This is a genomic window from Modicisalibacter sp., assembly GCF_055145905.1.
Genome location: NZ_JBSREH010000041.1, coordinates 1 through 23,886, shown reverse-complemented (window position 1 = coordinate 23,886; position 23,886 = coordinate 1). Strand labels below are relative to the sequence as shown.

22 protein-coding genes are annotated in these 23,886 nt (G+C 64.2%); 9 read left to right on the top strand and 13 right to left on the bottom strand.

What is annotated here, in order from left to right; all coding sequences use genetic code 11:
- Nucleotides 1-4: 4 nt before the first annotated feature.
- The 11 genes from ACTCB7_RS12205 to ACTCB7_RS12155 form a co-directional block, all read right to left on the bottom strand.
- A complete protein-coding gene (locus ACTCB7_RS12205) occupies nucleotides 5-289 on the bottom strand; it encodes a YrhK family protein (RefSeq protein ID WP_463006886.1) in 285 nt (94 codons plus the stop codon).
- A gap of 81 nt (nucleotides 290-370) precedes the next feature.
- Complete coding sequence (gene sthA / locus ACTCB7_RS12200; protein ID WP_463006885.1) at nucleotides 371-1,762, bottom strand: Si-specific NAD(P)(+) transhydrogenase; 1,392 nt, start codon at nucleotides 1,760-1,762, stop codon at nucleotides 371-373.
- A gap of 70 nt (nucleotides 1,763-1,832) precedes the next feature.
- Nucleotides 1,833-2,090 (bottom strand): (Na+)-NQR maturation NqrM, encoded by a 258-nt coding sequence (nqrM, locus tag ACTCB7_RS12195; RefSeq protein ID WP_463006884.1) that lies wholly within the window; start codon nucleotides 2,088-2,090, stop codon nucleotides 1,833-1,835.
- A 1-nt stretch (nucleotide 2,091) separates the two neighbouring features.
- Nucleotides 2,092-3,159 carry an FAD:protein FMN transferase gene (locus tag ACTCB7_RS12190; protein WP_463006883.1) on the bottom strand — a complete coding sequence of 356 codons (1,068 nt, stop codon included), beginning with the start codon at nucleotides 3,157-3,159 and terminating at the stop codon, nucleotides 2,092-2,094.
- Nucleotides 3,156-4,388 (bottom strand): NADH:ubiquinone reductase (Na(+)-transporting) subunit F, encoded by a 1,233-nt coding sequence (nqrF, locus tag ACTCB7_RS12185; RefSeq protein WP_463006882.1) that lies wholly within the window; start codon nucleotides 4,386-4,388, stop codon nucleotides 3,156-3,158. Before nqrF ends, ACTCB7_RS12190 begins: the two co-directional genes overlap by 4 nt.
- A gap of 26 nt (nucleotides 4,389-4,414) precedes the next feature.
- On the bottom strand, nucleotides 4,415-5,035 hold the full coding sequence (gene nqrE / locus ACTCB7_RS12180) for an NADH:ubiquinone reductase (Na(+)-transporting) subunit E (RefSeq protein WP_463006881.1): 621 nt from the start codon (nucleotides 5,033-5,035) through the stop codon (nucleotides 4,415-4,417).
- Entirely contained in the window at nucleotides 5,036-5,704 is a 669-nt protein-coding gene (locus tag ACTCB7_RS12175) for an NADH:ubiquinone reductase (Na(+)-transporting) subunit D (RefSeq protein WP_463006880.1), read from the bottom strand.
- Nucleotides 5,705-5,707: 3 nt separating this feature from the next.
- The gene (locus ACTCB7_RS12170) at nucleotides 5,708-6,493 is read right to left on the bottom strand and encodes a Na(+)-translocating NADH-quinone reductase subunit C (protein ID WP_463006879.1); all 786 of its coding nucleotides are present in this window, start codon (nucleotides 6,491-6,493) and stop codon (nucleotides 5,708-5,710) included.
- The gene (locus ACTCB7_RS12165; RefSeq protein ID WP_463006878.1) at nucleotides 6,493-7,725 is read right to left on the bottom strand and encodes an NADH:ubiquinone reductase (Na(+)-transporting) subunit B; all 1,233 of its coding nucleotides are present in this window, start codon (nucleotides 7,723-7,725) and stop codon (nucleotides 6,493-6,495) included. Before ACTCB7_RS12165 ends, ACTCB7_RS12170 begins: the two co-directional genes overlap by 1 nt.
- Nucleotides 7,725-9,077, bottom strand: a complete 1,353-nt coding sequence (locus ACTCB7_RS12160) for a Na(+)-translocating NADH-quinone reductase subunit A (protein ID WP_463006877.1) — start codon at nucleotides 9,075-9,077, stop codon at nucleotides 7,725-7,727. Before ACTCB7_RS12160 ends, ACTCB7_RS12165 begins: the two co-directional genes overlap by 1 nt.
- Nucleotides 9,078-9,361: 284 nt before the next feature.
- The gene (locus tag ACTCB7_RS12155) at nucleotides 9,362-10,816 is read right to left on the bottom strand and encodes a glyceraldehyde-3-phosphate dehydrogenase (RefSeq protein ID WP_163649949.1); all 1,455 of its coding nucleotides are present in this window, start codon (nucleotides 10,814-10,816) and stop codon (nucleotides 9,362-9,364) included.
- A gap of 243 nt (nucleotides 10,817-11,059) precedes the next feature.
- Between ACTCB7_RS12155 and mfd the strand changes: the two genes are divergently transcribed.
- Nucleotides 11,060-14,509, top strand: a complete 3,450-nt coding sequence (gene mfd, locus ACTCB7_RS12150; protein WP_463006876.1) for a transcription-repair coupling factor — start codon at nucleotides 11,060-11,062, stop codon at nucleotides 14,507-14,509.
- A 98-nt stretch (nucleotides 14,510-14,607) separates the two neighbouring features.
- Here mfd and ACTCB7_RS12145 read toward each other — a convergent pair whose 3' ends face one another.
- Nucleotides 14,608-14,871, bottom strand: a complete 264-nt coding sequence (locus tag ACTCB7_RS12145) for an Lpp/OprI family alanine-zipper lipoprotein (RefSeq protein ID WP_224415223.1) — start codon at nucleotides 14,869-14,871, stop codon at nucleotides 14,608-14,610.
- A gap of 136 nt (nucleotides 14,872-15,007) precedes the next feature.
- Entirely contained in the window at nucleotides 15,008-15,568 is a 561-nt protein-coding gene (locus ACTCB7_RS12140) for a L,D-transpeptidase family protein (RefSeq protein WP_463006875.1), read from the bottom strand.
- Nucleotides 15,569-15,769: 201 nt separating this feature from the next.
- On the opposite strand from ACTCB7_RS12140, the gene ACTCB7_RS12135 reads away from it, so the two are divergent.
- From ACTCB7_RS12135 to ACTCB7_RS12100, 8 genes are all read left to right on the top strand, one after another.
- Nucleotides 15,770-16,744 (top strand): GlxA family transcriptional regulator, encoded by a 975-nt coding sequence (locus ACTCB7_RS12135; protein WP_463006874.1) that lies wholly within the window; start codon nucleotides 15,770-15,772, stop codon nucleotides 16,742-16,744.
- Nucleotides 16,745-16,843: 99 nt separating this feature from the next.
- Entirely contained in the window at nucleotides 16,844-18,106 is a 1,263-nt protein-coding gene (locus ACTCB7_RS12130) for a TauD/TfdA family dioxygenase (RefSeq protein ID WP_463006873.1), read from the top strand.
- Between the two features lie 320 nt (nucleotides 18,107-18,426).
- The gene (locus ACTCB7_RS12125; protein ID WP_463006872.1) at nucleotides 18,427-18,867 is read left to right on the top strand and encodes a LexA family protein; all 441 of its coding nucleotides are present in this window, start codon (nucleotides 18,427-18,429) and stop codon (nucleotides 18,865-18,867) included.
- 7 nt (nucleotides 18,868-18,874) lie between these two features.
- The gene (locus ACTCB7_RS12120) at nucleotides 18,875-20,155 is read left to right on the top strand and encodes a Y-family DNA polymerase (protein ID WP_463006871.1); all 1,281 of its coding nucleotides are present in this window, start codon (nucleotides 18,875-18,877) and stop codon (nucleotides 20,153-20,155) included.
- Between the two features lie 297 nt (nucleotides 20,156-20,452).
- Nucleotides 20,453-21,220: a Crp/Fnr family transcriptional regulator gene (locus ACTCB7_RS12115; protein WP_463006870.1), complete on the top strand. Its 768-nt coding sequence runs from the start codon at nucleotides 20,453-20,455 to the stop codon at nucleotides 21,218-21,220.
- 103 nt (nucleotides 21,221-21,323) lie between these two features.
- Entirely contained in the window at nucleotides 21,324-21,653 is a 330-nt protein-coding gene (locus ACTCB7_RS12110; protein WP_463006869.1) for a hypothetical protein, read from the top strand.
- A 171-nt stretch (nucleotides 21,654-21,824) separates the two neighbouring features.
- The gene (locus ACTCB7_RS12105) at nucleotides 21,825-22,265 is read left to right on the top strand and encodes a DUF411 domain-containing protein (RefSeq protein ID WP_463006868.1); all 441 of its coding nucleotides are present in this window, start codon (nucleotides 21,825-21,827) and stop codon (nucleotides 22,263-22,265) included.
- 411 nt (nucleotides 22,266-22,676) lie between these two features.
- Nucleotides 22,677-23,801, top strand: a complete 1,125-nt coding sequence (locus ACTCB7_RS12100) for a tyrosine-type recombinase/integrase (RefSeq protein WP_463006867.1) — start codon at nucleotides 22,677-22,679, stop codon at nucleotides 23,799-23,801.
- Nucleotides 23,802-23,886: the final 85 nt, after the last annotated feature.

Below are 23,886 nucleotides of genomic sequence, written 5' to 3'. Positions count from 1 at the left end.
CGAGTCAGTAGTCCTGGTCGGTATCAGGCATCCGCTTGAAATACACGTAGCGATGCAGGCGAATCATGGGACGAATCAGCAACTGCACACTGCCGATCACGAACAGCCAGACGCCCAGTGTCTTGAGGAAGCCTTCGTAGAAGAAGCAGATGCTGCCGACGGTGAACCAGATCCCCAGCATGGCATCGTTGATGATGCTCAGGACCTCGTAGCGCCGATGGATCACCAGTTCCTCGTGGCCGATGGTGAAGATCCAGTCGTTGCTCTGCGGGTCACGTTCCTTGCGCATCCTGACCTCCTGTCGCGATGAGATGAACATGCAGGCCCGCGCTGTGGCGGGCCCGACGCTGTGCCCGAAAACTGCCGGCGCTCAGAACAGGCGATTGAGACCGTTCTGGGCGGCCACCCGGTAGGCTTCCGCCATGGTGGGATAGTTGAAGGTGGTATTGATGAAGTACTTGAGGCTGTTGGCCTCGCCCGGCTGCTGCATGATCGCCTGGCCAATGTGCACGATCTCGGAGGCCTGGTCGCCGAAGCAGTGGATGCCGAGAATCTCCAGCGTCTCGCGATGGAAGAGGATCTTCAGCATACCCACGGTATCGCCGGTGATCTGGGCGCGGGCGGTATCCTTGAAGAAGGCCTGCGCCACCTCGTAGGGCACCTTCGCTTCGGTGAGTTCGCGTTCGGTACGCCCCACCGAGCTGATCTCGGGAATCGTGTAGATGCCGGTGGGTATGTCGGTAACGAAGCGAAACGGCTCATCGAGGAATTCGTCGCTGGCGCTGCGCCCCTGGTCATAGGCGGCACTGGCCAGGCTCGGCCAGCCGATCACGTCGCCCACGGCATAGATGTGCGGGATCGCCGTGCGATAGTGATCATCGACGGTCAGCTGACCGCGGCCGTTGGCCTCCAGGCCGATGGTCTCCAGACCCAGCTCGTCGGTGTTGCCGGTACGGCCGTTGGCCCACAGGAAGGCGTCGGCGCGCAGTTTCTTGCCCGACTTCAGGTGTACCACCACGCCGGACTCGTCACCCTCGACCTTCTCGTACTCCTCGTTGTGACGTACCAGCACGCCATGGTGGCGCAGGTGATAGGACAGCGCGTCGCTGATCTCGTCGTCGAGGAACGACAACAGACGATCACGCGTGTCGATCAGGTCGACCTTGACGCCCAGCCCGGAGAAGATCGACGCGTATTCGGAGCCGATGACCCCCGCCCCGTAGATGATCAGCGTACGCGGCGTATGCGAGAGCCCCAGGATGGTGTCCGAACAGTAGATGCGCGGGTGCCGAAAGTTGACGTCGCCCGGCCGGTAGGGACGCGAGCCGGTGGCGACGACGATCTTCTGGGCGCAGAGCTCCTCGGCGCCTTCGTGGTTGTCGCGCACCACCACGGTGTGCTCGTCCTTGAAGCGGGCCACGCCGAAGAACAGGTCGATGCGGTTGCGCGCATAGAAGGTGGTGCGCATCTCCACCTGCTGATCGATGGTCACCCGCGAGCGCTCGAGCACCCGGGGAAACGAGAACCAACGGGGTTCGCCGATATCGCGGAACATGCGGTTGGTGTTGAACTGCATGATCTGCTTGACCTGATGGCGCAGCGCCTTGGAGGGAATCGTCCCCCAGTGCGTGCAGTTGCCGCCCACGGCCGGCTGCTTCTCGATGATGGCCACCCGCTTGCCATGCTTGGCCGCATTGATCGCCGCACTCTCCCCGGCCGGCCCGGTACCGATCACCACCACATCGTAGTTATGGACTGCCATCAGTTCTCGCGTCTCCTCGTTGGTTCTGATAGATGGGGGCGGCGGCTCGCCCGTGGCCAGCCGCCGCGGCTCACCGGCGTGTCGCGTCGTAGCCCAGGTCCAGGCCGCGCTGCTCATCGGACTGCCGACGGGCACCGGCCCGGCGCTTGCGGTTTTCCTCCTCGCAGACCTCATCCTTGCCGCCGCAGATATCACAGCCATCCTTGAGCCCGAGGTTGTTGAGCCCGCCACAGGAGCCGGTGATCGGCTTGCGGCCGAGCAGCACCCCCACCGACATTGCGGTTACCAGCAACAGCATGGCACCCAGTACCAGTAGCCAGATCGTCATGTCATTCCTCCTTGCCGACTGTCTTCGCCCCTTCAAGATAGGGCGCGAAAGCCGAACTCATGCGAATGTCGAACCCTTCATCCGTTCTGACAATCAAGTAGACCGCCAGGTTTTCCCGTTCGGCCAGATCCAGTGCCGCCTGCTCGCCCATCACGGTCAGCGCCGTGGCCAGGGCATCCGCGGTGGCACAACGTTCGCTGATCACCGTCACCGAGGCGACATGGTTGGTGATCGGCCGGCCGGTTCGCGGGTCGATGGTGTGCGAATAGCGCACGCCGTCCTGCTCGAAATAGTTGCGGTAATCCCCGGAGGTGGCCACCGCCGACGTGCCCAGGTCGATGACCCGTTGCACACTGCGCTCGCTGGAGACCGGCTTCTCGACGGCAATTCGCCATTCGGCGCCATCCGGCTTTTGCCCGCGAGTGCGAATCTCACCGCCCACCTCGACCAGATAACTGTCGACACCCTGTTTCTCCAGGTAGTCGGCGACCTGATCGGTGCCGTAGCCCTTGGCGATCGCCGACAGGTCGACGTAGACCGGCTTGGTCTTGGTCAGCGTGTCGCCGTCGAGCTTGAGGGCATGGATGTCGATCCGCGCCAACGCCGCGGTAAGCGCGGTCGGGTCGGGCACCCGGTCCGGCCGCCCATCGGGACCGAATCCCCACAGGTTGACTGCCGGCCCCACGGTCACGTCGAAGGCATCATTGGAGAGTCGAGCGATCCGCAGGGACTCGCGGATGACCTCGGCCGTCTGCGGCGAGAGGAAGAACGGCACGCCGACCGGATAGCGGTTGAAGCGCGACAGTTCCGAATCCGGCTTGTAGGTGGACATCAGGTGGTCGACATGTTGCAGCGTGTCGAGAATGCCCTGCCCCAGCGCCTTGTCCTCGGCCTCGTCGAGCGCGGCGTAGACGGTAACGTGGTAGCCGGTACCGAAGATCGGACCCTGAAAGCGATGGGCCGCCACGTCCGGGCGACCGTCGCAACCGGCCAGCAGAATTGCCAGGGCCACTACCGACAACAGGGCCTTGAGCGGCCCTGTTGCGGTTGGTCTGACTGGCGCGGTCATCCGCCGAAGTCATCCAGCAGGATGTTCTCCGGCTCCACCCCGAGGTCGGTCAGCATCTTGATCACCGACGCGTTCATCATGGGCGGCCCGCACATGTAGTACTCGCAGTCCTCGGGCGCCGGGTGATCCTTGAGATAGTTCTCGTAGAGCACGTTGTGAATGAAGCCCGTGTACCCGGTCCAGTTGTCTTCCGGCTGCGGGTCAGAAAGCGCCAGATGCCACTCGAAGTTGTCGTGCTCTTCGGCCAGCTTGTCGTATTCCTCGTTGTAGAAGGTCTCGCGCCAGGAGCGCGCACCGTACCAGAACGAGACCTTGCGCTTGGTATCCAGGCGCTTGAGCTGGTCGAAGATGTGGCTACGCATCGGCGCCATGCCCGCACCACCGCCGATGAACACCATCTCGGCGTCGGTGTCCTTGGCGAAGAACTCGCCGAACGGCCCCATCACCGTGACCTTGTCGCCCGCCTTGAGATTGAAGACGTAGGTCGACATCACGCCCGGCGGATGGCTGGTGTTGGGCGGCGGCGTGGCGATACGGATGTTGAACTTGAGGATGCCCTTCTCTTCCGGGTAGTTGGCCATCGAGTAGGCGCGGATCACTTCCTCGTCGTTCTTGTGGGAGACATTGAACAGGCCGAACTTCTCCCAGTCGCCCCGGTACTCCTCCTCGATATCGAAGTCGGAGAACTTGACGTCGTAGGGCGGTGCCACCAGCTGCACATAGCCGCCGGCACGGAAGGCCACTTCCTCGCCTTCCGGCAGCTTGAGGTTGAGCTCCTTGATGAAGGTGGCGACGTTGGGGTTCTCGATGACCTCGCATTCCCACTTCTTGACGCCGAAGACCTCCTCGGGGACCTCGATCTTCATGTTCTGCTTGACCGGCACCTGGCAGGACAGTCGCCAGCCTTCCTTCTTCTCGCCCATGGTGAAGTGGGATTCCTCGGTGGGCAGGATCGAGCCGCCCCCCTCGGTGACCCGGCACTTGCACTGGGCGCAGGAGCCCCCGCCGCCACAGGCGGAGGACAGGAAGATGCCGTTGGAGGCCAGGGTCTGCAGCAGCTTGCCGCCGGCCTGCGTGGTCAGGGTGTTGTCGGGATCGTCGTTGATCTCGATGGTCACGTCACCGCTGCTCACCAGTCGGCTGCGCGCCGCCAGGATGATCGCCACCAGGCCAATGACGATCACGGTGAACATGACGACGCCGAGCACGATAATCGATGTATCGACCATGTCGGTTTCCTATTGTCGTGTTGTGCTTACAGCTGGATGCCGGAGAAGGACATGAAGCCCAGCGACATCAACCCCACGGTGATGAAGGTGATGCCCAGGCCCCGCAGGCCGGCAGGCACGTCGCTGTACTTGAGCTTCTGGCGGATGCCCGCCAGCGCGGTGATCGCCAGCGTCCAGCCGGCACCGGCACCAAAGCCGTAGATCACCGACTCGCCGAAGCTGTAGTCACGCTGCACCATGAACAGCGAGGCGCCGAGGATCGCGCAGTTGACCGTGATCAGCGGCAGGAACACGCCCAGCGCGTTGTAGAGCGTGGGCACGAACTTGTCGAGGAACATCTCGAGGATCTGCACGATCGCCGCGATCACGCCGATGTAGCTGAGCAGGCCGAGGAACGACAGGTCGATGTTCTCGGCGCCCTCGACACCGGTCCAGCTCAAGGCGCCCTCCTGCAGCAGGTAGTGCAGGATCAGGTTGTTGGCCGGCACGGTGATCGTCAGCACCACGATGACCGCCACGCCCAGACCGATGGCCGAGGAGACCTTCTTGGACACCGCCATGAAGGTGCACATGCCGAGGAAGAAGGCCAGGGCCATGTTCTCGACGAACACGGCCTTCACGAACAGGCTCAGGTAATGTTCGAACATTTACGCTGCCTCCTTGGCCTTGGTGTTGGCCGTGATCTTGAACTCGTTTTCCTCGACCTGTTCCGGGTTGACGCTGCGCAGACCCCAGATGATCAGGCCGATCACGAAGAACGCCGAGGGCGGCAGCAGCAGCAGGCCGTTGGTGACATACCAGCCGCCGTCGTTGACCGGCTGCAGCACGGTGAAGCCGAACACGCTGCCGGAACCGAACAGCTCACGGAAGAAGCCCACGGCCAACAGCAGCACAGTGTAACCGAGGCCATTGCCGACACCGTCGAGGAAACTCATCACCGGCCCGTTCTGCATGGCGAAGGCCTCGGCGCGGCCCATCACGATGCAGTTGGTGATGATCAGGCCGACGAACACCGAGAGCTGCTTGGAGATCTCGTAGGCATAGGCCTTGAGCACCTGGTCGACCACGATGACCAGCGAGGCGATGATCGTCATCTGCACGATGATGCGGATCGACGACGGGATCTGACGGCGAATCAGGGACACGAAGAAACTCGAGAACGCCGTGACCGCGATGACCGCCAGCCCCATGACCAGCGAGGTGCTCATGGAGTTGGTGACCGCCAGCGCGGAGCAGATCCCCAGAATCTGCAGGGCGATCGGGTTGTTCTTGAAGATCGGCGTGGTCAGCACGCCTTTGGGCGTATAGGCAGCCATGGCTTACGCTCCTTGCGTCTTGTCGCGGAACCGGGCCAAGTACTCGGCGAAGCCTTCGTCACTCAGCCAGAATTGCAGCAGATGGGTTACCCCCTTGCTGGTCAGGGTCGCCCCGGAGAGCGCGTCCACCTTGTGGATGGCATCCGGCGTCTGGGGCCCGACACCGCCCTTCACCAGCTTGATGGCCGGATCCATGCTGTCTTCCGGATAGATCTTCTTGCCGTCCCACAGGGCCTTCCACTTGGGATTTTCAACCTCGCCGCCGAGTCCCGGGGTTTCCCCCTGATCGTAGAAGGACAGGCCAACGACGGTGTTGCCGTCACCCTTGAGGGCCAGATAGCCGGACATCAGCGACCACAGCCCCTGACCGCGAACCGGCACGATGATCTCGTCGGGACGGTCGGGGTCCCCTACCAGATATACCGTAGCGTAGTTCTCGCGACGACCGATACCCGCAATGTCGTCACTGCCGGACAGGGTGATCGACTGCGCCGGGTCCTTGGCGGCCTCGAACTGGTTGAAGGTCTCGGGGTTCTTGTCCTCGGCATACTCCCCGGTCTTCAGGTTGACCACGCGCGGCGTGACCAGCTCGTCGTACAGGTCTCGGATATCCTTGCCGGGCTTGTAGAGCTCGGCCACCTGGAGCAGGTTGCGCATGCGGTCCTGTTCCTGGTTCTTCTGCTGGGTCGGCCGCAGCACGACCGCTGCCGAGGCGACCACCACGGAACAGACGATACACAGCGCGAACGCGACCGTGAGGGTCTTCTTGACGGAGTTGTTGCTGGCCATCAGGCGGTCTCCTTGCTCATCGTGACAGCCGCTTCACGCTTCTGCCGACGCTTGATGTTGGCCTGCACCACGAAGTGGTCGATCAGCGGGGCGAACAGGTTGGCGAACAGGATCGCCAGCATGATGCCCTCGGGGAACGCCGGGTTCACCACGCGGATCAGCACGGTCATGACCCCGATCAGGGCACCGAACACCCACTTGCCGGTGTCGGTCATCGAGGCGGACACCGGATCGGTGGCCATGAACACCATGCCGAAGGCGAAGCCGCCGATCACCAGATGCCAGTACCAGGGCATGGCGAACAGCGCATTGGTGTCGGAGCCGATGACGTTGAACAGCGAGCTGGTCGCCACCATGCCCAGGAACACGCCGAGCATGATCCGCCAAGAGGCGATCTTGGTCCACAGCAGCACCGCGGCACCGATCAGGATCGCCAGGGTCGAGACCTCGCCGATCGACCCGGGGATGAAGCCGAAAAAGGCATCGGTCCAGCTCATCTGCTGGTGCAGGGCCATCATGCCGTCGCCGTGGGCCGTGGAAAGCGCGGTGGCACCGGTGTAGCCGTCCGCCGGCACCCACACGGAGTCACCGGAAATCTGCGCCGGATAGGCGAAATACAGGAAGGCGCGGCCGGTGAGTGCCGGGTTGAGGAAGTTCTTGCCGGTACCGCCGAAGACTTCCTTGCCGATCACCACACCGAAGGTGATGCCCAGCGCCACCTGCCACAGCGGGATGGTCGCCGGCAGGATCAGCGCATACAGCACCGAGGTGACGAAGAAGCCTTCGTTGACCTCGTGACCGCGCTTGACGGCGAACAGCACCTCCCAGAAACCGCCGACCACGAAGGTCACGAAATAGATCGGCAGGAAGTAGGTGGCGCCCAGTACGAAGTTGTCCCACCAGTTCGCCGGATCGTTGCCGCTGGCCAGCAGCATGGTTACCGCCTCGCGCCAGCCACCCAGGGCACTGTAGCCGTCGGCGATGGCCTGGTTGGCCTGCAGACCGACGTTGTACATGCCGAAGAACATCGCCGGGAAGGTGCAGAACCACACCGTGATCATGATCCGCTTGAGATCGATGCCGTCACGGATATGCGAGGTGGTGCGGGTGACGTCGGGGGGCGAGTAGAAGATAGTGTCCACGGCTTCGTAGAGCGCGTAGAACTTCTCGTACTTGCCTCCCTTGTGAAAGTGCGGCTCGAGATTGTCGAGTGTCTGTCGGATGCCCATCATCAAGCCTCTTTCTCGATCGTGGTGAGATTGTCGCGCAGGATGGGACCGTACTCGTACTTGCCGGGGCACACATAGGTGCACAGCGCGAGGTCTTCCTCATCCAGCTCGAGGCAGCCGAGCTGCATGGCCGTTTCGATGTCGCCGACGATCAGCGACCGCAGCAGCTGGGTCGGCAGGATATCCAGCGGCATCACCGCCTCGTAGGCGCCCACCGGCACCATGGCGCGCTCGGAACCGTTGGTGGTGGTCGTCGGCGCATAGTTGTGCAGGCCGGTCAGCCGCGACAGATAGATACCCAGCACCGAGTGACGGTCGCGCCCCGGCGACAGCCAGCCCATGAAGCTGCGCTTGTTGCCTTCCTCGAGCAGGCTGATCTGCTGGTGGAAGCGGCCCAGATAGCTCAGCGCGCCCTCGGCGACCTTGCCGCCGAACACCGAGCCCGAGATCACGCGGGTGTCGTTGTCGGCCGAAGCGATCTCGCCGTCGAGCAGCTCACGGCAGCTCGCTCCCATCCGTGTGCGGATCAGGCGCGGCTTTTCGGCGCGCGGTCCGCCCAGCGCGATCACCCGGCTGACGTCGAGCTTGCCCTCGGCGAACAGCTTGCCGATGGCGATCACGTCCTGATAGCCCAGGTGCCAGACCTGGCGCGTCAGACTGACCGGCGACAGATGGTGGATATGGGTGCCTACCAGGCCCGCCGGATGCGGCCCCTTGAAGCTCTCGGCCTGCACGCCGGCCACGTCGGAACCAGGCAGCCTGGCATCCGGTGCATGGCACAGGAACACCTTGCCCTGAGTGAGACGCCCCAGCACCTTCAAGCCGTTGGCGAACGCCTCGGGCTGCTCGTTGATGACCAGCGCGGGGTCGGCAGCCAGCGGATGGGTGTCGATGGCGGTGACGAAGATGCTGGCCGGCTCGGCATCCGGTGCCGGCGTGCGCGAGAAGGGCCGGGTGCGCAGCGCGGTCCACAGCCCGGACTCGACCAGCTGATCGACCACCGACTGACGCTCGAGCCGCTCCAGGGCATCGGCACCATGGGCGGTGAACGCCACCTGCTCCTCGGCATCATCGACCTTGATCACTACCGACAGCAGGCGACGCCGCTCGCCACGGTTGATTTCGACCACCTCGCCGGCCGCCGGCGAGGTGAAGGTCACTCCCGGGATCTTCTTGTCGGTGAAGAGGCGCTGCCCCAGTTTCACCCGATCCCCCTCCCGGACTTCCATCGTCGGCTTCATGCCGACATAGTCGGTGCCCAGGACGGCCACGTGGCGCACCGGCCGCGCATCCTCGATACGCTGCTCGGGCGCCCCCGCGATGGGGAGATCCAGGCCTCGTTTGACTTCGATCATAGTCTCGCCCAGTTATCGAATCTGATTAGCAAGGAAAGGGGTTCGACGCACGACATGGCAATGACTCCGACGCGCAGGCCTGCGTCGTGAGCGGCAACAGTCACGGTGCTCGAAAACTTTCTTGTCAGAATATTGTGATATGTACAGCCCGTGGCCATACGGACCGCGCCCAAAAAAACGCAGCCATTATAAAGAGACACCGATCGAAAGGCCACCAGCAGCCGGAGAGTGACGGCGCCGGCAGAAGACAGGCGGCGCCCCGGGCGGGGCGCCGCAAAGGCCCGTCAGTCGCGGGCGCGAGGCAGGTAGCGGAAACGCACGTTGGACATGGACTGGAGGATGCGCACCACCTGGCAGCTGTAGCCGAACTCGTTGTCGTACCAGACGTAGAGCACGGCATTGGTGCCGTCGGCGATGGTCGCCTTGGCATCGACGATGCCGGCGTGGCGGTTGCCGACGAAGTCCGAGGACACCACCTCGGGCGAGTCGACGTAGTCGATCTGCTTCTGCAGCGGCGAGTCCAGCGAGATGCGACGCAGGTAGTCGTTGAGGGTCTGCCGGTCGGCCTCGCGCGTCAGGTTCAGGTTGAGGATCGCCATGGAGACGTTGGGCGTCGGCACGCGAATCGCGTTGCCGGTGAGCTTGCCGGACAGCTCCGGCAGCGCCTTGGCCACCGCCTTGGCCGCCCCGGTCTCGGTCAACACCATGTTGAGCGGCGCACTGCGGCCGCGGCGATCGCCCTTGTGGTAATTGTCGATCAGGTTCTGGTCGTTGGTGTAGGAGTGCACCGTCTCGACGTGGCCATTGGCGATGCCGAATTCGTCGTTGATGGCCTTGAGCACCGGCACGATGGCGTTGGTGGTGCACGACGCCGCGGAGATGATCCGGTCCTCGTCGCCGATGTCGCCGTGATTGATACCGTAGACGATGTTCTTGAGATCGCCCTTGCCCGGCGCGGTCAGCAGCACCTTGGCCACGCCCTTGCTCGCCAGGTGCTGGGACAGCCCCTCCTCGTCGCGCCACTTGCCGGTGTTATCGACGACGATGGCGTTGTCGATACCGTAGGCGGTGTAATCGATCTCGGCAGGCGAGTCGGCGTGAATCACCTTGATATAGTGCCCGTTGGCGATCAGGGCGCTGTTTTCGTGATCGACGCTGATCGAGCCGGAGAACGGCCCGTGGACCGAGTCGCGACGCAGCAGGCTCGCGCGCTTCTCGAGGTCGTCGCCACCGCCGCGCACCACGATGGCACGCAGGCGCAGCAGGTTGCCGCCGCCAGCCTTCTCGATCAGGATGCGGGCCAGGATGCGCCCGATACGGCCGAAGCCGTAGAGCACCACGTCCTTGGGCTCGCCGCCCATGCCGTTGGTTTCGTGGCCGCCGACAATCTCGGCCAGCTCCTCGCGCAGGAAGGCTTCGACGTCGCTGCGCCCGCTGCGCTTGAAGGCGACCGCCAGCTTGCCCAGGTCAATGTGCGCCGGCCCCAGCTCCAGGTTCAGCATGGCGCGAACCATCGGCAGGGTATCCCGCACGGACAGCTCGGTGCCCTCGACCTTCTTCACGTAGCGGTGGTTCTTGAGAATCCGGATCACCGAACGGATGATCAGCGAGCGGCCGTACAGCGAAGGCACCACATTGTACTTGCGGTACAGCTGACCGAGCAGGGGAATCATCTCTTCGGCCAGTGCTTCGTTGTCCTGCCATTCCTGGAAACAGGTGTCGAGCTTGTCTTGACTCACGTAGTCGCCCCTTACGGAATCGCGTGGATAATGACCCACGTATTATCCGTGCCGCTGAGACAGGACTGCAATCGCTGTATGGTCGCACTTGCTGTAGGCCCACTACAGAAATCACGGGTTGACTACAAGCGCAAAATCGGCCTGTGCCGCGGGTTTACGAGGCACAAGGGCCGCGCTTTTCCCGGCAGCCACTCGCAGCTGTTATGATCGCTCCACCGTCGCCACGTCGAAATGTTGTCGAACATGCCTGACTTTTCGCCACTCGATCCACCGCGCCCCTCGGGGGTTCGCGACACGCTTTACTGCCTGGCACCCCACGGTGCCGCCACACCACTGAGCCTGGCGCGACTCGCCGACGATGCCCAATTGCTGGTGATCACCGCCGACACCGCCGGTGCCCAGCGCCTGGAAAGCGCCCTGCGCTTCTTCGCGAACGTGCCGGTGCTGCCCTTCCCCGACTGGGAGACGCTGCCCTACGACAGTTTCTCGCCACATCAGGACATCGTCTCCGAGCGTCTGCGTACCCTGCGTCGCCTGCAGAGCGCCGATGGCGGTATCGTCATCGTGCCGATCAACACCCTGATGCAGCGCCTGCCGCCGACCGACTACATCGCCGGGCGGGTGATGACACTGGAAGTCGGCATGACGCTCGACCGCGACGCCTTCCGCACCCGCCTGGCACGTGCCGGCTACCGTGCGGTGGAAACCGTCTACGAGCCCGGCGAGTACGCCCTGCGCGGCGCGCTGATCGACCTCTTCCCGATGGGCAGCGAAACACCACTGCGCATCGACCTGTTCGATGACGAGATCGACACCCTGCGCCGCTTCGACCCCGACACCCAGCGAAGCGGCGACAAGGTCGAGACGATCGAGCTGCTGCCCGCGCACGAGTACTCGCTGACGCGCTCGGCGATCGCCTGTTTCCGTGAGGGCTTCGAGACGCTGTTCGATGTCGACCCGCGCCAGTGCCCGCTGTACAACGACGCCATCAAGGGGATTCCCTCGCCGGGGCTGGAGCAGTACCTGCCGCTGTTCTTCGAGGAAACCGCGACGCTGTTCGACCACCTCGCCGCGGGCACTCGCATCGCCCTGATGCCCGGCGTCCATGAGGCGGCGGACCACCACTGGGCAGCGATCCAGAGCCGCTACGAGAACCTCGGCGTCGACCCGACACGTCCCCTGCTGCCCCCGTCCCGGGCCTTCATCCCGGTGCCCGAGGTGTTCGCCGCCATCAAGGCGCGCCCCCGCCTCGAGCTGACCCGCGACGAAGCGCACCCTCACGCCCGGCACCCGGCGACCCAGCCGCCGCCCCAGGTGGCGATCAATGCCCGTGCGCAGCAACCGCTGGCCGCACTCGAGCGCTACCTGACCGCGCACGCCGGCCAGCGCATCCTGTTCGTCGCCGAATCCCGCGGCCGCCGCGAGGCCCTGGAGGAAACCCTTGCCGTCCTGCACCGCGAGATTCCCCATGCCGATAGCTGGCAGAGTTTCCTGGCCGATGACACGCCGCTGGCGATTACCGAGGGGCTGCTCGAGGAAGGGCTGAACCTCGATGACCCGGCACTGGCGGTGATCACCGAGACCGAGCTGTTCGGCGATGTGGTCCGCCAGAGCCGTCGCCGCGAGAAGGCCACCGACGACAACGAGCTGGCGATCCGCCACCTCTCGGAGCTGCGACCCGGCGCTCCGGTGGTGCACCAGGCCCACGGCGTGGGCCGCTACCTGGGCCTCGAGACCCTCGAGGCCGGCGGCCAGGCCGCCGAGTTCGTGGCGCTCGAGTATGCCGACGGCGCACGGCTCTATGTGCCGGTCGACAGCCTGCACCTGATCTCGCGCTATGCCGGCGCCAGTGATGAGCTCGCCCCGCTGCACAAGCTGGGCTCCGACACCTGGGACAAGGCCAAGAAGAAGGCCGCCGAGCGCATCCGCGATACCGCCGCCGAACTGCTCGACATCTACGCGCGCCGCGAGGCCCGCGAAGGCTTCGCCTGCGAAGCGCCCGGCGAGGACTACCAGCGTTTCGCCGCCAGCTTCCCGTTCGAGGAGACCCCCGACCAGCGCGCGGCAATCCAGGCGGTGATCGGCGACATGACCGCGCCACGCCCCATGGACCGGGTGGTCTGCGGCGATGTCGGCTTCGGCAAGACCGAGGTCGCCATGCGCGCCGCCTTCCTCGCCGTGCACTCGGGCCGCCAGGTGGTGGTGCTGGTGCCCACCACCCTGCTCGCCCGCCAGCACTACGACAACTTCCGCGATCGCTTCGCCGACACCGCGGTGCAAGTCGAGCTGATCTCGCGCTTCACCGGCGGCAAGGGCCAGGCCGACACCCTGAAGCGCATCGAGGAAGGCCGTGCCGACATCGTCATCGGCACCCACAAGCTGCTCTCCAAGTCGATGAAGTTCCCCAACATGGGGCTGCTGATCGTCGACGAGGAACATCGCTTCGGGGTCAGTCAGAAGGAGCGGCTCAAGAACCTGCGCGCCGAGGTCGACATCCTCACGCTGACCGCCACGCCAATCCCACGGACGCTCAACATGGCCATGAGCGGCATTCGCGATCTATCGATCATCGCCACCCCGCCGGCACGCCGCCTGTCGGTGAAGACCTTCGTCCAGCAGCGCGACGATGGCGTGATCAAGGAGGCGCTGCTGCGCGAGATCCTGCGCGGCGGCCAGGCCTACGTGCTGCACAACGAGGTCAAGACCATCGAGCAGAGCGCCGAGGCGATACGCGAACTGGTGCCCGAGGCCCGGGTCGCGGTGGCCCACGGCCAGCTGCCCGAGCGCTCGCTGGAGCGGATCATGTCGGACTTCTATCACCAGCGTTTCAACGTGCTGGTGTGCTCGACGATCATCGAGACCGGCATCGACGTGCCCAGCGCCAACACCATCATCATCGAGCGCGCCGACAAGTTCGGCCTGGCCCAGCTGCACCAGCTGCGCGGCCGCGTGGGCCGCAGCCACCACCAGGCCTATGCCTACCTGCTCACCCCGCATCCCAGGGCGATGACCAGGGATGCCGTGAAGCGGCTCGAGGCCATCGGCCAGGCCGAGGACCTCGGCGCCGGCTTCACCCTGGCCAGCCACGACATGGAGATTCGCGGCGCCGGCGAACTGCTCGGCGACGAACAGAGCGGCCAGATGGAAACCGTCGGCTACAGCCTCTACATGCAGATGCTCGACCGCGCGGTGAAGGCGATCCGTGCCGGCAGGACGCCCAACATCGAGGCGCCGCTCGAGGAAGGCGTGGAGATCAGCCTCAATCTGCCGGCGCTGATTCCCGACGACTACCTGCATGACGTCCAGCAGCGGCTGGTCATGTACAAGCGCATCAGCCATGCCGATGACGAGGCCGCGCTCAAGGAACTGCAGGTCGAGATGATCGACCGCTTCGGGCTGCTGCCGGCGCCGGTCAAGACGCTGATGCGCCAGACCCGGCTGCGCCAGCGCGCCGAGCGGCTGGGCATCGTGCGCCTGGAAGCCGGCGAGTCACGCGGACGCGTGATCTTCGGCGACCATCCGGCCGTCGACCCCATGACCCTGGTGCAGCTGATTCAGCAGAACCCCGAGCAGTACCGGCTGGATGGCGCGGAGACCCTGCGCTTCGAGGCCGACATGGCCGACGAGGCCCGGCGCTTCGCGGTGGTCGAAGCCCTGCTCGAGACCCTGAATCGCAAGGCGGCGGCCGCCTGACCTGCACGCCCCGAGTGTGCCCCGAAACGTCGAAGGCCCCGCCGGAGCGGGGCCTTCGTCATGCAGATTCTGCCTCTCCGCGAGGCAGAATCGTCGCATTACTTCTGCATGGACTGCTGGAACATGCGGTCCATGGCCTGACGGTTTTCACGCGCCATCTGCAGGGCAGACTGGGCAGTCTGCTGCGCCTGGTTGGCGGTGTTCAGCGCCTCGCTCGACATGCTGCGAGCCTCGGCGACATCGGAATCCATCTGATCCCACTTGCTCTGCTCGTCACCGCCCTGTGCAGCACAGCCTGCCATGACCAGCATGGCGGCACCAACTGCGGAAAGCTTGAGAGCGCTGCTGAAGCTGTTAGCCATCATGATCTCCTTAGAGTCTATCCTTGGTTCTTTGCGTTGGATTCCTGCTCGGCAGGTCTTCAGGGCAACGATGGTCGTCGTCCATGAAACCCGCCTCTATGATGCAAGCAAACCTGCATCACTTCCACCCTAGAAACTAGCGGATGATGACCTTGGTGCCAAGTTGCACCAGCTCGCCCAGACGATCGATCTGCGGGTTGGTCACGGCAACGCAACCCTGTGTCCAATTGAAGCGACGATGCATGACGGGGTCGGCCTGACCCAGCCCGTGAATACCGATGTCACCGCCCAGCACCGTGTCCTGAGGCGGTCGCCCATGCCGTCGATAGAAACGCAGGTAACGCTCGAACTCCCGCTCACTCAGGACACCGGTTTCCTCAGCCCGACGAGCCTGGGTCAGGTTGGGAAAATCCAGCCCGATAAAGAGATGAAAGTCACTATCATAATTGAATCGTGTGACATGATAGACACCGCTGGGCGTGGTCATATCGCCCCGCAATCGCGTGTCGGCGACTCCTCGTCGCCCCACGGCGACGGGATGAAAACGTTCGATTTCCTGCTGGCCTCGATAGACCGTCAGGGTCGAACTGGCATGATCGATCAACACCCAGACCTTGTCCGTCTCCGGAGCCGCCCGAGCCCATGACGGCAAGACGAACAACATGCCCAGAACCACCCACCAGAACGCGCGCTTCATCCTCTCTCCTGACCGGCAAACCACCCGCTTTCGCCCTGCCGCCGCACACTGCGAGACAGCACACGTCATGACGTCTGCGGTGACCGGGCCGGGCAACAATACGCCAAGGCAGGGGCCACTGCCTAGCACCGGCGGCGCCTTGCCTGACGACCGCCATCGGTTACCATGCCGGCTTCAGGCAGCCAAGGCTTCGACGGCGACATGCGACTTCACTACACCGGCCCTTTCCCCGAAACGCTCGGCTTCCTGCTGATGCCCCGCTTCGCGATGGTGGCGTTCTTCTCCGCCGTCGAGCCACTGCGCATCGCCAATCGGGTCGCAGGCCGCGAGCTGTTCGCCTGGAAGATCATCACCCAGGACGGCGAGCCGATCACCGCCAGCAACGGTATGACGCTGCTCGCCGATGCCTCGCCGGACACGGCGCCCCGGCTGCCCAGCCTGGCGATCTGCAGCAGTTTCGAGCCGGAGGCGACGCTGACCCGGCACACCCTGCGCTGGCTGCACCGTCTCGCCGAGGACGGCTGCGCGCTGGGCGGCATCGATACCGGCAGCATCATCCTCGCCCGGGCCGGGCTGCTGGCACGACGTCGCGTGACCCTGCACTGGGAGAGCCTGCCCGCCTTTCGCGAGCGCTTTCCCGATATCGACGCCGTCGAGTCGCTGTTCGAAGTCACCGAGCAGGGTTTCTCCTGCGCCGGCGGCGCGGCCGCCATGGACATGTCGCTCGACCTGATCGCCCGGCGTCACGGCCGGGCACTGGCCACTGCCGTGAGCGAGCAGCTGATCCACGACCAGGGCCGCACGCCCCAGCACCAGCAGCGTCAGGCCCTGGTGCAGCGCCTCGGCACCCACAAGCCCGCCCTGGTGGATGCCGTCGCCCTGATGGAACGACATGTCGAATCCCCACTGCCTCTGGACCGGATCGCCTCGAGGGTCGCCCTGTCGCTGCGCCAGCTGCAGCGGCTTTTCGAGCAGGAGCTGGGGGTGCGGCCACGCGACTACTATCGCCACCTGCGCCTGGCGCGGGCCCGCCAGCTGCTGCAGGAAACCGACCACGACATCCTGAGCATCGGCCTGGCCTGCGGCTTCACCTCGGCATCGAGCTTTTCGCGTGCCTACCGCCAGCGCTACCGCGAAAGTCCTCGCCAGACGCGCCTGAAACCGAGCGCCACCTGACACGACGACCAACGTCAAGAAAACGTCGCCTGCGGCGAACCCGCCGTCACGATGCACCGGCATGCTCGATGACATGCCCGCTTCGCGACGGAGACCCTGATGCAACATGCACCTGACAGCCCCGATCAACTGCCACCGACACCCGACTACGACGCCTGGCCGGTAGAGACCCGGCTCTCTACCGTCGAGCACCAGCCCCATCTTGTCACGCTGCATTGGCAGGACGGCCGAACGAGCCATTATCACAGCATCTGGTTGCGCGAGAACGCCGCGGACGACAGCACCGTCAACCCGGCGACCCGCGAGCGAACCCTCGATCTATCACGGCTCGGCGCCTGGCCGACCGTCGAGGCCGCCCGGCTGGACGACACCGGGGCGCTCAGCGTGACCTTCGCCCCGGAACAGCGCACGCTGCGCTTCCACCCGGGCTGGCTGCGCGCCCATGACTACTCGAACACCGAGCATATCGATGCCCCACTGGTGCCCGTCACCGTCTGGACCGGCGATCGCCACGACGCCCCGCACAGCCTCGATGCCGCTGGCTGGCTCGAACGCGAGCCAGAGGCCCCCGACGCGCAGGCCCTGCTCGAGTCGGCACTCACCGCGGTGCTGAGCCACGGCCTGGTGCGGCTGCGCAACCTGCCCACCGAGCCCGGCACCCTGGCGCGCATCGCCGAGCGTATCGGCCCGCTGCGGAGTACCAACTTCGGCAGCCTGTTCGACGTGCGCGCCAAGCCCGATCCGGACTCCAATGCCTATACCTCGATCGCCCTGCCGCCACACGTCGACCTGCCCACCCGCGAATACCAGCCCGGCCTGCAGCTGCTGCACTGCCTGGAAAACAGCGTCGCCGGCGGCCAGGCGGTGATGATGGACGGCTTCGCGGTCGCCGAGGCCCTGCGGGAGCGTGACCCGTATGCCTTCGAGACGCTGACCCGCGTCAAGTGGTGCTACGCCAACACCGCCCGCACCAGCGACTACGTCTGGTACGCGCCGATGATCCGGCGCGACGACAGCGGCCGACTGAGCGAGGTACGCATCGCCGATTTCCTGCGCGGGCCGCTGATGGCGCCGTTCGATGACGTGGAACCAGCCTACGCGGCATTGACCACCCTGCAACGGATGCTGCATGAACCGCATTTTGCCATGCGCTTCACCTACCACCCCGGCGACCTGGTGATCTTCGACAACCGGCGGCTGCTGCATGCCCGCGACGCCTTTGCGGGCGACTCGGGGCAGCGCTGGCTGCAGGGCTGCTACCTGGAGCGCGACGAGATTCGCTCGCGGCTGCGCATGTTGCGCCGCGCCGAGCGGGAGCGGCGTGTCGCGTCGCTGGTAACGGGCGACACGCCAACACTCTGAGTCAGCGCCCCAGGCGGCGGGTCTTGACACGCTCGGCAGCAATGGCTTTTTCGGCTAACGCACGCCGCAAACAAAAAAGGCCCCACCGGACGGCGGGGCCATACAATGCGTTGGGGTCAAGACAGGGACTGTTACCTGTCGATTTCAATGTAGGCCTCGCGTTCCAGACTGCCCATCAGCCAGACTCCATACGACGTGTAAGCGATTGCCGACAACACCACGCCTGAAAACATGCATTTCCGCATCGGCGAATTTGCCATGACGGACCTTTCACTGAATACTGTATATAAATACAGAAACCATACCTCAGGGATCCGGCCATGTCGCAACACGCCTTCCATCAGCCCCGGCAACCGGCCATGCCGCTCGCACTCCCCTTCCCCGAAATCCGCATACGCGCCGGCCTCAGCGGCTTCCCCTCGCCGGCCCAGGACTACACGAGTGATCGGCTCGATCTCAACGAGCACCTGATCAAGCGCCCCAGCGCCACCTTCTTCATGCGCGTGAGCGGCGACAGCATGGAGGACTTCGGCATGCACGACGGTGACCTGCTGATCATCGACCGCTCGCTGGACCCGCGCCCCGGCCACATGGTGGCCGCGCTCGTCGACGGCGAGGTCATCGTCAAGCGTTACGAAGTGCATGGCGGCCGCCCCTGCCTCGTTTCCGGCAATCCGCGCTATGCGCCGATCCCGCTGGCCGGGCACGAATGCCGGATCTGGGGCGTGATTCGCTCCGTGATTCACCAGTACCCGGTGTGAGGTGCGCATGATCGGTCTCGTCGACTGCAACAACTTCTATGTCAGTTGCGAGCGGGTCTTCCAGCCCAATCTGGAAGGCGTCCCGGTGGGGGTGCTCTCCAACAACGATGGTTGCGTCATCGCCCGATCGGAGGAACTCAAGGCGCTGGGCGTCAGGATGGGCACGCCGGCCTTCCAGCTCCAGCCCCTGGCGAGGCGTCACGGCGTGGTGCTGCTCTCGTCCAACTATGAGCTTTACGGGGACATGTCCGCCCGGGTACAGGCGGTTCTGGAGGAGTCTGCCCCGCGGGTGGAGCCCTACTCGATCGACGAGATGTTCGTGCGCTTCGACGGCCTCGATGCCGAAGGCACCCTCGCCCTGGCCCACACCCTGCACCACCGGGTGCGCCAGTACACCGGCATTCCAGTTTCCGTGGGCATCGCGCCCACTCGCACCCTGGCCAAGCTGGCCAATCGTGCCGCCAAGGCACACTCCGGCGGCCACGGTGTGTTGCGGCTCACCGCCGATGGTCCGGAAACGCGGGAACTTCTCCAGCGCACACCGCCGGGCGAAATCTGGGGCGTCGGCCGCCGGTTGGCGGAACGACTGCCCCTGGTGGGTATCCGCACCGCCGCGGACCTGCGCCAGGCGGAGGCCCGATACATTCGCCGCCGTTTCGGCACCCCCCTCGAGCGGACCGTGCTGGAACTGCGCGGCATCCCGGCCATCGAGATGAACGCCACCGATGCCTCCAGGCAGCGGATCATGACTTCCCGCAGCTTCGGCCGGCTGACCCATGAACTCCGCGAGCTGCGCGAGGCGATTCGCCAGCACGCCCAGCGTGGCGCGGAAAAATTGCGCCAACAGCGCAGCCTGTGCCGGGCGGTGCAAGTGTTCCTACGAACACCTCCGCACCGCCCGGATCTGCCGCAATATGCGCCGAGCCTGATCGTCGAGTTGGCGCGCCCCACCGACGACAGTCGGCTGATCCTGCAGGCCGCCCTGATGGCGCTCGAACGGATCCATCGCCGGGGGTATCGCTTCCTGAAGGGCGGCGTGATGCTGCTGGATCTGGTCGATATCGACCATCATCAGCTTTCACTGCTGGATGTCACACAGAGCGAGACCGAACGACAGCGCAGCGCCGCGCTCATGGCCACGCTGGACCGGCTCAACCGGCGCATGGGGCGCGACACCGTGACATTCGGCATGCCCACGCCCGGAGCCGCCTGGTCGCTGCGTTGCGGCAACCGCAGCAACCGCTGGACGACACGCTGGCAGGAACTGCCCATCGCGAAGACGCGTTGAACGGAACGGCTCGTTGGACGGGACAAAGAGAAGGCCCACCCCCTCCCGGGAGCAGGCCCTCAATCGCCGCGTGTCCTTGCAAACTCACCACAAGCTTCCTGCTCGTGCATCCCTGGCATGGCGAGCGTCCCGTGCCCGTTCTTCCCTGAGTGGCGTCCGTGCCCAGTACCACCATACGCCCCTTGACCCGACGCCCCTGGATAACCCATGTTATGAAAGGCAAAAAATACTCAACCTGTATTATTCAATTTGCCGCTATCCTGGCTCGCACGGATGGCCCTAGGGACAGGTGTCTTCATGACGACAGCCCCTCACGAAGTCTGCGTCTCCGACAATCTCATGCACTTCCTGGCGCTGTCCGACACGGACAAGCGCCTGCTGGCCGAACTCGAGCAGTCGCCTCGGTCGGTGGCCAGAGGGCATATGCTGTGGGAGGCTGCGGATACGCCCCATACCCTGTACACCCTGCGCTGCGGCTGGGCCTACAGCATGCACAAGTCCGAAAGCGGCGAGGAGCAGGTGCTGGATGTCTTCATCCCCGGCGACCTGATGGGCATTCGCGAGCTGACCTTTCCGGCCCACTCGACTGACGTCGTCATGCTGACGGAGGGGGTGGTCTGCCCGTTCCCCGCCGAGCGTCTGCTCGATATCTTCCAGCAGTCTTCTTCGCTGTCCTTGGCCATTCACGCCGCGGCCGCCCGACAGCAAGCCATCATCAGCGAGCGTCTGGTCAACATCCTGCGTCATGACGCCCGGGCGCGAATCGCTCACTTCGTGCTCGAGCTCTATTTCCGGCTGCGGCGCGTCGACCCGGCTGTCGAACGGGATTTTCTGGTCCCGCTCTCGCAGGGGGATTTCAGCAAGCTTCTCGGCATGACCAAGGTGCACGTCAGCCGAACGCTGAGTGAAATGGAGTCCCAGAACCTGTTGCGCAAGACTCGCAAGGCCCTGCAGATCCAGGATGTCGACCGGCTGCTGGCCATATCGTCGTTCGACCCCATGAAACTGACCGACCGGCTCAACCCGGCCCTGACACGAGGGCTTCCCACCGCCTGCTGGGAGTGAATCCCGGCCCTCGCCCGAGCCGACATCGGCAAGCGGACGGTACGGGATTGCATCGCTCCGTTTGGCGGGGTTCAATAGGCGTCGACGTACCGGGGAGTCCGCCATGACATTGCGGCGCTGGACATTATCGACATCAGGACAAAAGACGTGGCAACGCCTGCTGGCGCTGTCGATGGTTCTGGTGCTCGCCCTGGCGACGCTCTCCGCTCATGCGGCGACGGACAGCTGCCGCGATGATTGCATCCAGCTTCAGGGCAAGATGCTCGATCAGGGACAGGTGCTCGACATGCAGGCGGACTGCAGCACAGCCTGTGCTCTTCCTCTCGCCCCGGCCCCGCCTGCGGTCATCCCTCCGGCCGTTCGCCCGTTCATGGCCACCACCGCCGTGAGTGACCACATTCCCCAGCCTCCGCGCCGCCCTCCAAGAACCTGAGCCTGCTGACGGGCCACCCCGACGCCACACGCCGAGCACCACCCCATGTTGACGGCCTGCTGCTGCGCCGTTGCCCATGGCGGCCGAACGGGCTGCGGCCCTGCGGCGTCCCGGCCCCCACATCGCACCCCACATAACAGACCTGTTTACCACCAACTTGGGTTATCACGCATGAAAATCACACTGTCTCGCCTTCTGATCACTACCGGTCTGCTGATGGGCGCCACCAGTGCCAGCGCCGCCCTGCCGCACGAAGCCACTCTGTACAAGAACCCGCAGTGCGGCTGCTGTGACGGCTACGCGCGTCATCTGGAAAAAATGGGTGTCGACGTCACCATCGTCGACGACGAGGCGCTTGCCGAGATCAAGCAGACAGCCGGCGTTCCCTACGGCATGGGCGCCTGCCACACGGTCAAGATGGGCGACTACACCATCGAAGGGCATGTCCCGCTGGCGGCAGTAAAGGCTTTGTTCGAACAGCAGCCCGAGGCCGACGGCATCGGCCTGGCCGGCATGCCCAGCGGCACCCCCGGCATGCCGGGGCCGAAGCAGGCACCCTACAAGGTCTACCAGTTCCAGGACCATGAAGCGTCGCCGTTCATGACGCTGTGACGCAGGCGTGAAACCACCGATGGTGCTCGCCTGGTGGCGGGCATCATCGAACTGTTCGGAAGACACCGGGACAGGAGAGGTAGAAAGCAATATTGGAAATGATCGAGAAACTTCTGGATCTATAAGCGTTCCCAGATTTGTTCCCAATACCGTTCCCATGGGGTAGAAACGACGAAGGGGAATCAAGCTAAACTTGATTCCCCTTCTAAATTCTGTGGCGGAGGGGGAGTCCGCTTGATTAAAATACAGGGAAGTCTATCTTCAAACTTTTACTAACTGTTTTATATATATTTTTTTGGCTTTTTCGTCCAGAGACATCCGAAGCTGTATCGCCGATTGCAGAATCAAAGTATGGGCTGGAGTATGGGCTCAGGTATGGTACGCTGCTTCTCAAGCAACGAGGAGGCTGCCATGGGAAAGCTCACCACACGCGGGGTACAGAAACTGGTCAGGGAGGCCAAGCCCGGATTGACCAACGATGGCGAAGGCCTGTACCTCAAGATCGGCAAGAAAGGGGGAGCTAGCTGGATCTATCGGTTCCGGCGAAATGGCAAGCTTCGCGACATGGGCCTTGGTAGCTATTTGGACGTCAGCCTTTCTGAAGCGCGTGCTCGTGCCGGAAAAAACCGTAGTCTCGTCAAGGAGGGCGTTGACCCCCTTGAGGCCAAGGTAGAGGAAGAACAAGCAGACGAGACGACTCCCACCTTCACCAGCTGTGCCGCTCGCTACATCAAATCTCACCGCCGTAGCTGGCGGAACGCCAAGCACGCGCGGCAGTGGGTCAGCACGCTCAAGGCGTATGCCCGACCGGTGATCGGTTCCATGCCAGTGGATGAGGTCACCACCCAGGACGTCCTAAAGATCCTGTCGCCGATCTGGACCAACAAAACCGAGACAGCCAAGCGTGTGCAAGGCCGTATTGAGAACGTTCTCGACTACGCCGCAGCGCACAGCTACCGAGACCCCGTAAATCCTGCCCGCTGGCGTGGCCACCTCGACAAGCTGCTGGCCAAGCCGGCAAGGGTCAAGAAAGTGACCCACCACCCCGCCATGCCCTACGATGATGTCGCTGCCTTCATGTCAGAGCTTCAGGGCTATACCAGCATCTCCTCCAAGGCACTGCAATTCCTGATCTTCACAGCTACGCGCACTTCAGAGGTCCTGCGCGCTGATTGGCTGGAGATCGACCTCAACAATGAAACCTGGACGATCCCAGCTGACCGGATGAAGGCACGCCGCGAACACCGTGTGCCGCTGTCACGGCAAGCGGTGGAGCTGTTGGCCCAGCTGCCGAAGGTACAAGGCAATACACACGTATTCCCCGGCGCTCGCTATGGTCGCCCTCTCTCCAATATGGCCATGCTGCAGCTGATGCGCGGCATGGGGTACGGTGTCGGCAGCGAACGTGGCGACTACGTACCCCACGGCTTCCGCTCGAGCTTTCGCGACTGGACGGGCGAAGTCACCAGCTATCCCCGCGACGTCGCAGAGATGGCTCTCGCTCACACCATTGAAAACAAAGTCCTGAATCCGTGATGCCGGCGTCGACACTTTCCCTATCGCCGTCAGCGAGCATTTTTTGACCTCCGATTCCGTCTCAACCGCCGAATGCATCTCTGCC

Bases quoted from the DNA above. Each gene is read 5' to 3' on its own strand.
- ACTCB7_RS12170 (WP_463006879.1), bottom strand. From the start codon at position 6,493: ATGGCCAGCAACAACTCCGTCAAGAAGACCCTCACGGTCGCGTTCGCG.
- ACTCB7_RS12160 (WP_463006877.1), bottom strand. From the start codon at position 9,077: ATGATCGAAGTCAAACGAGGCCTGGATCTCCCCATCGCGGGGGCGCCC.
- sthA (WP_463006885.1), bottom strand. From the start codon at position 1,762: ATGGCAGTCCATAACTACGATGTGGTGGTGATCGGTACCGGGCCGGCC.
- ACTCB7_RS12140 (WP_463006875.1), bottom strand. From the start codon at position 15,568: ATGAAGCGCGCGTTCTGGTGGGTGGTTCTGGGCATGTTGTTCGTCTTG.
- ACTCB7_RS12115 (WP_463006870.1), top strand. From the start codon at position 20,453: ATGACGACAGCCCCTCACGAAGTCTGCGTCTCCGACAATCTCATGCAC.
- nqrE (WP_463006881.1), bottom strand. From the start codon at position 5,035: ATGTTCGAACATTACCTGAGCCTGTTCGTGAAGGCCGTGTTCGTCGAG.
- ACTCB7_RS12125 (WP_463006872.1), top strand. From the start codon at position 18,427: ATGTCGCAACACGCCTTCCATCAGCCCCGGCAACCGGCCATGCCGCTC.
- ACTCB7_RS12175 (WP_463006880.1), bottom strand. From the start codon at position 5,704: ATGGCTGCCTATACGCCCAAAGGCGTGCTGACCACGCCGATCTTCAAG.
- ACTCB7_RS12165 (WP_463006878.1), bottom strand. From the start codon at position 7,725: ATGATGGGCATCCGACAGACACTCGACAATCTCGAGCCGCACTTTCAC.
- ACTCB7_RS12105 (WP_463006868.1), top strand. From the start codon at position 21,825: ATGAAAATCACACTGTCTCGCCTTCTGATCACTACCGGTCTGCTGATG.
- ACTCB7_RS12135 (WP_463006874.1), top strand. From the start codon at position 15,770: ATGCGACTTCACTACACCGGCCCTTTCCCCGAAACGCTCGGCTTCCTG.
- ACTCB7_RS12205 (WP_463006886.1), bottom strand. From the start codon at position 289: ATGCGCAAGGAACGTGACCCGCAGAGCAACGACTGGATCTTCACCATC.
- ACTCB7_RS12110 (WP_463006869.1), top strand. From the start codon at position 21,324: ATGACATTGCGGCGCTGGACATTATCGACATCAGGACAAAAGACGTGG.
- nqrM (WP_463006884.1), bottom strand. From the start codon at position 2,090: ATGACGATCTGGCTACTGGTACTGGGTGCCATGCTGTTGCTGGTAACC.
- ACTCB7_RS12130 (WP_463006873.1), top strand. From the start codon at position 16,844: ATGCAACATGCACCTGACAGCCCCGATCAACTGCCACCGACACCCGAC.
- ACTCB7_RS12100 (WP_463006867.1), top strand. From the start codon at position 22,677: ATGGGAAAGCTCACCACACGCGGGGTACAGAAACTGGTCAGGGAGGCC.
- ACTCB7_RS12190 (WP_463006883.1), bottom strand. From the start codon at position 3,159: ATGACCGCGCCAGTCAGACCAACCGCAACAGGGCCGCTCAAGGCCCTG.
- ACTCB7_RS12145 (WP_224415223.1), bottom strand. From the start codon at position 14,871: ATGGCTAACAGCTTCAGCAGCGCTCTCAAGCTTTCCGCAGTTGGTGCC.
- ACTCB7_RS12120 (WP_463006871.1), top strand. From the start codon at position 18,875: ATGATCGGTCTCGTCGACTGCAACAACTTCTATGTCAGTTGCGAGCGG.
- nqrF (WP_463006882.1), bottom strand. From the start codon at position 4,388: ATGGTCGATACATCGATTATCGTGCTCGGCGTCGTCATGTTCACCGTG.
- mfd (WP_463006876.1), top strand. From the start codon at position 11,060: ATGCCTGACTTTTCGCCACTCGATCCACCGCGCCCCTCGGGGGTTCGC.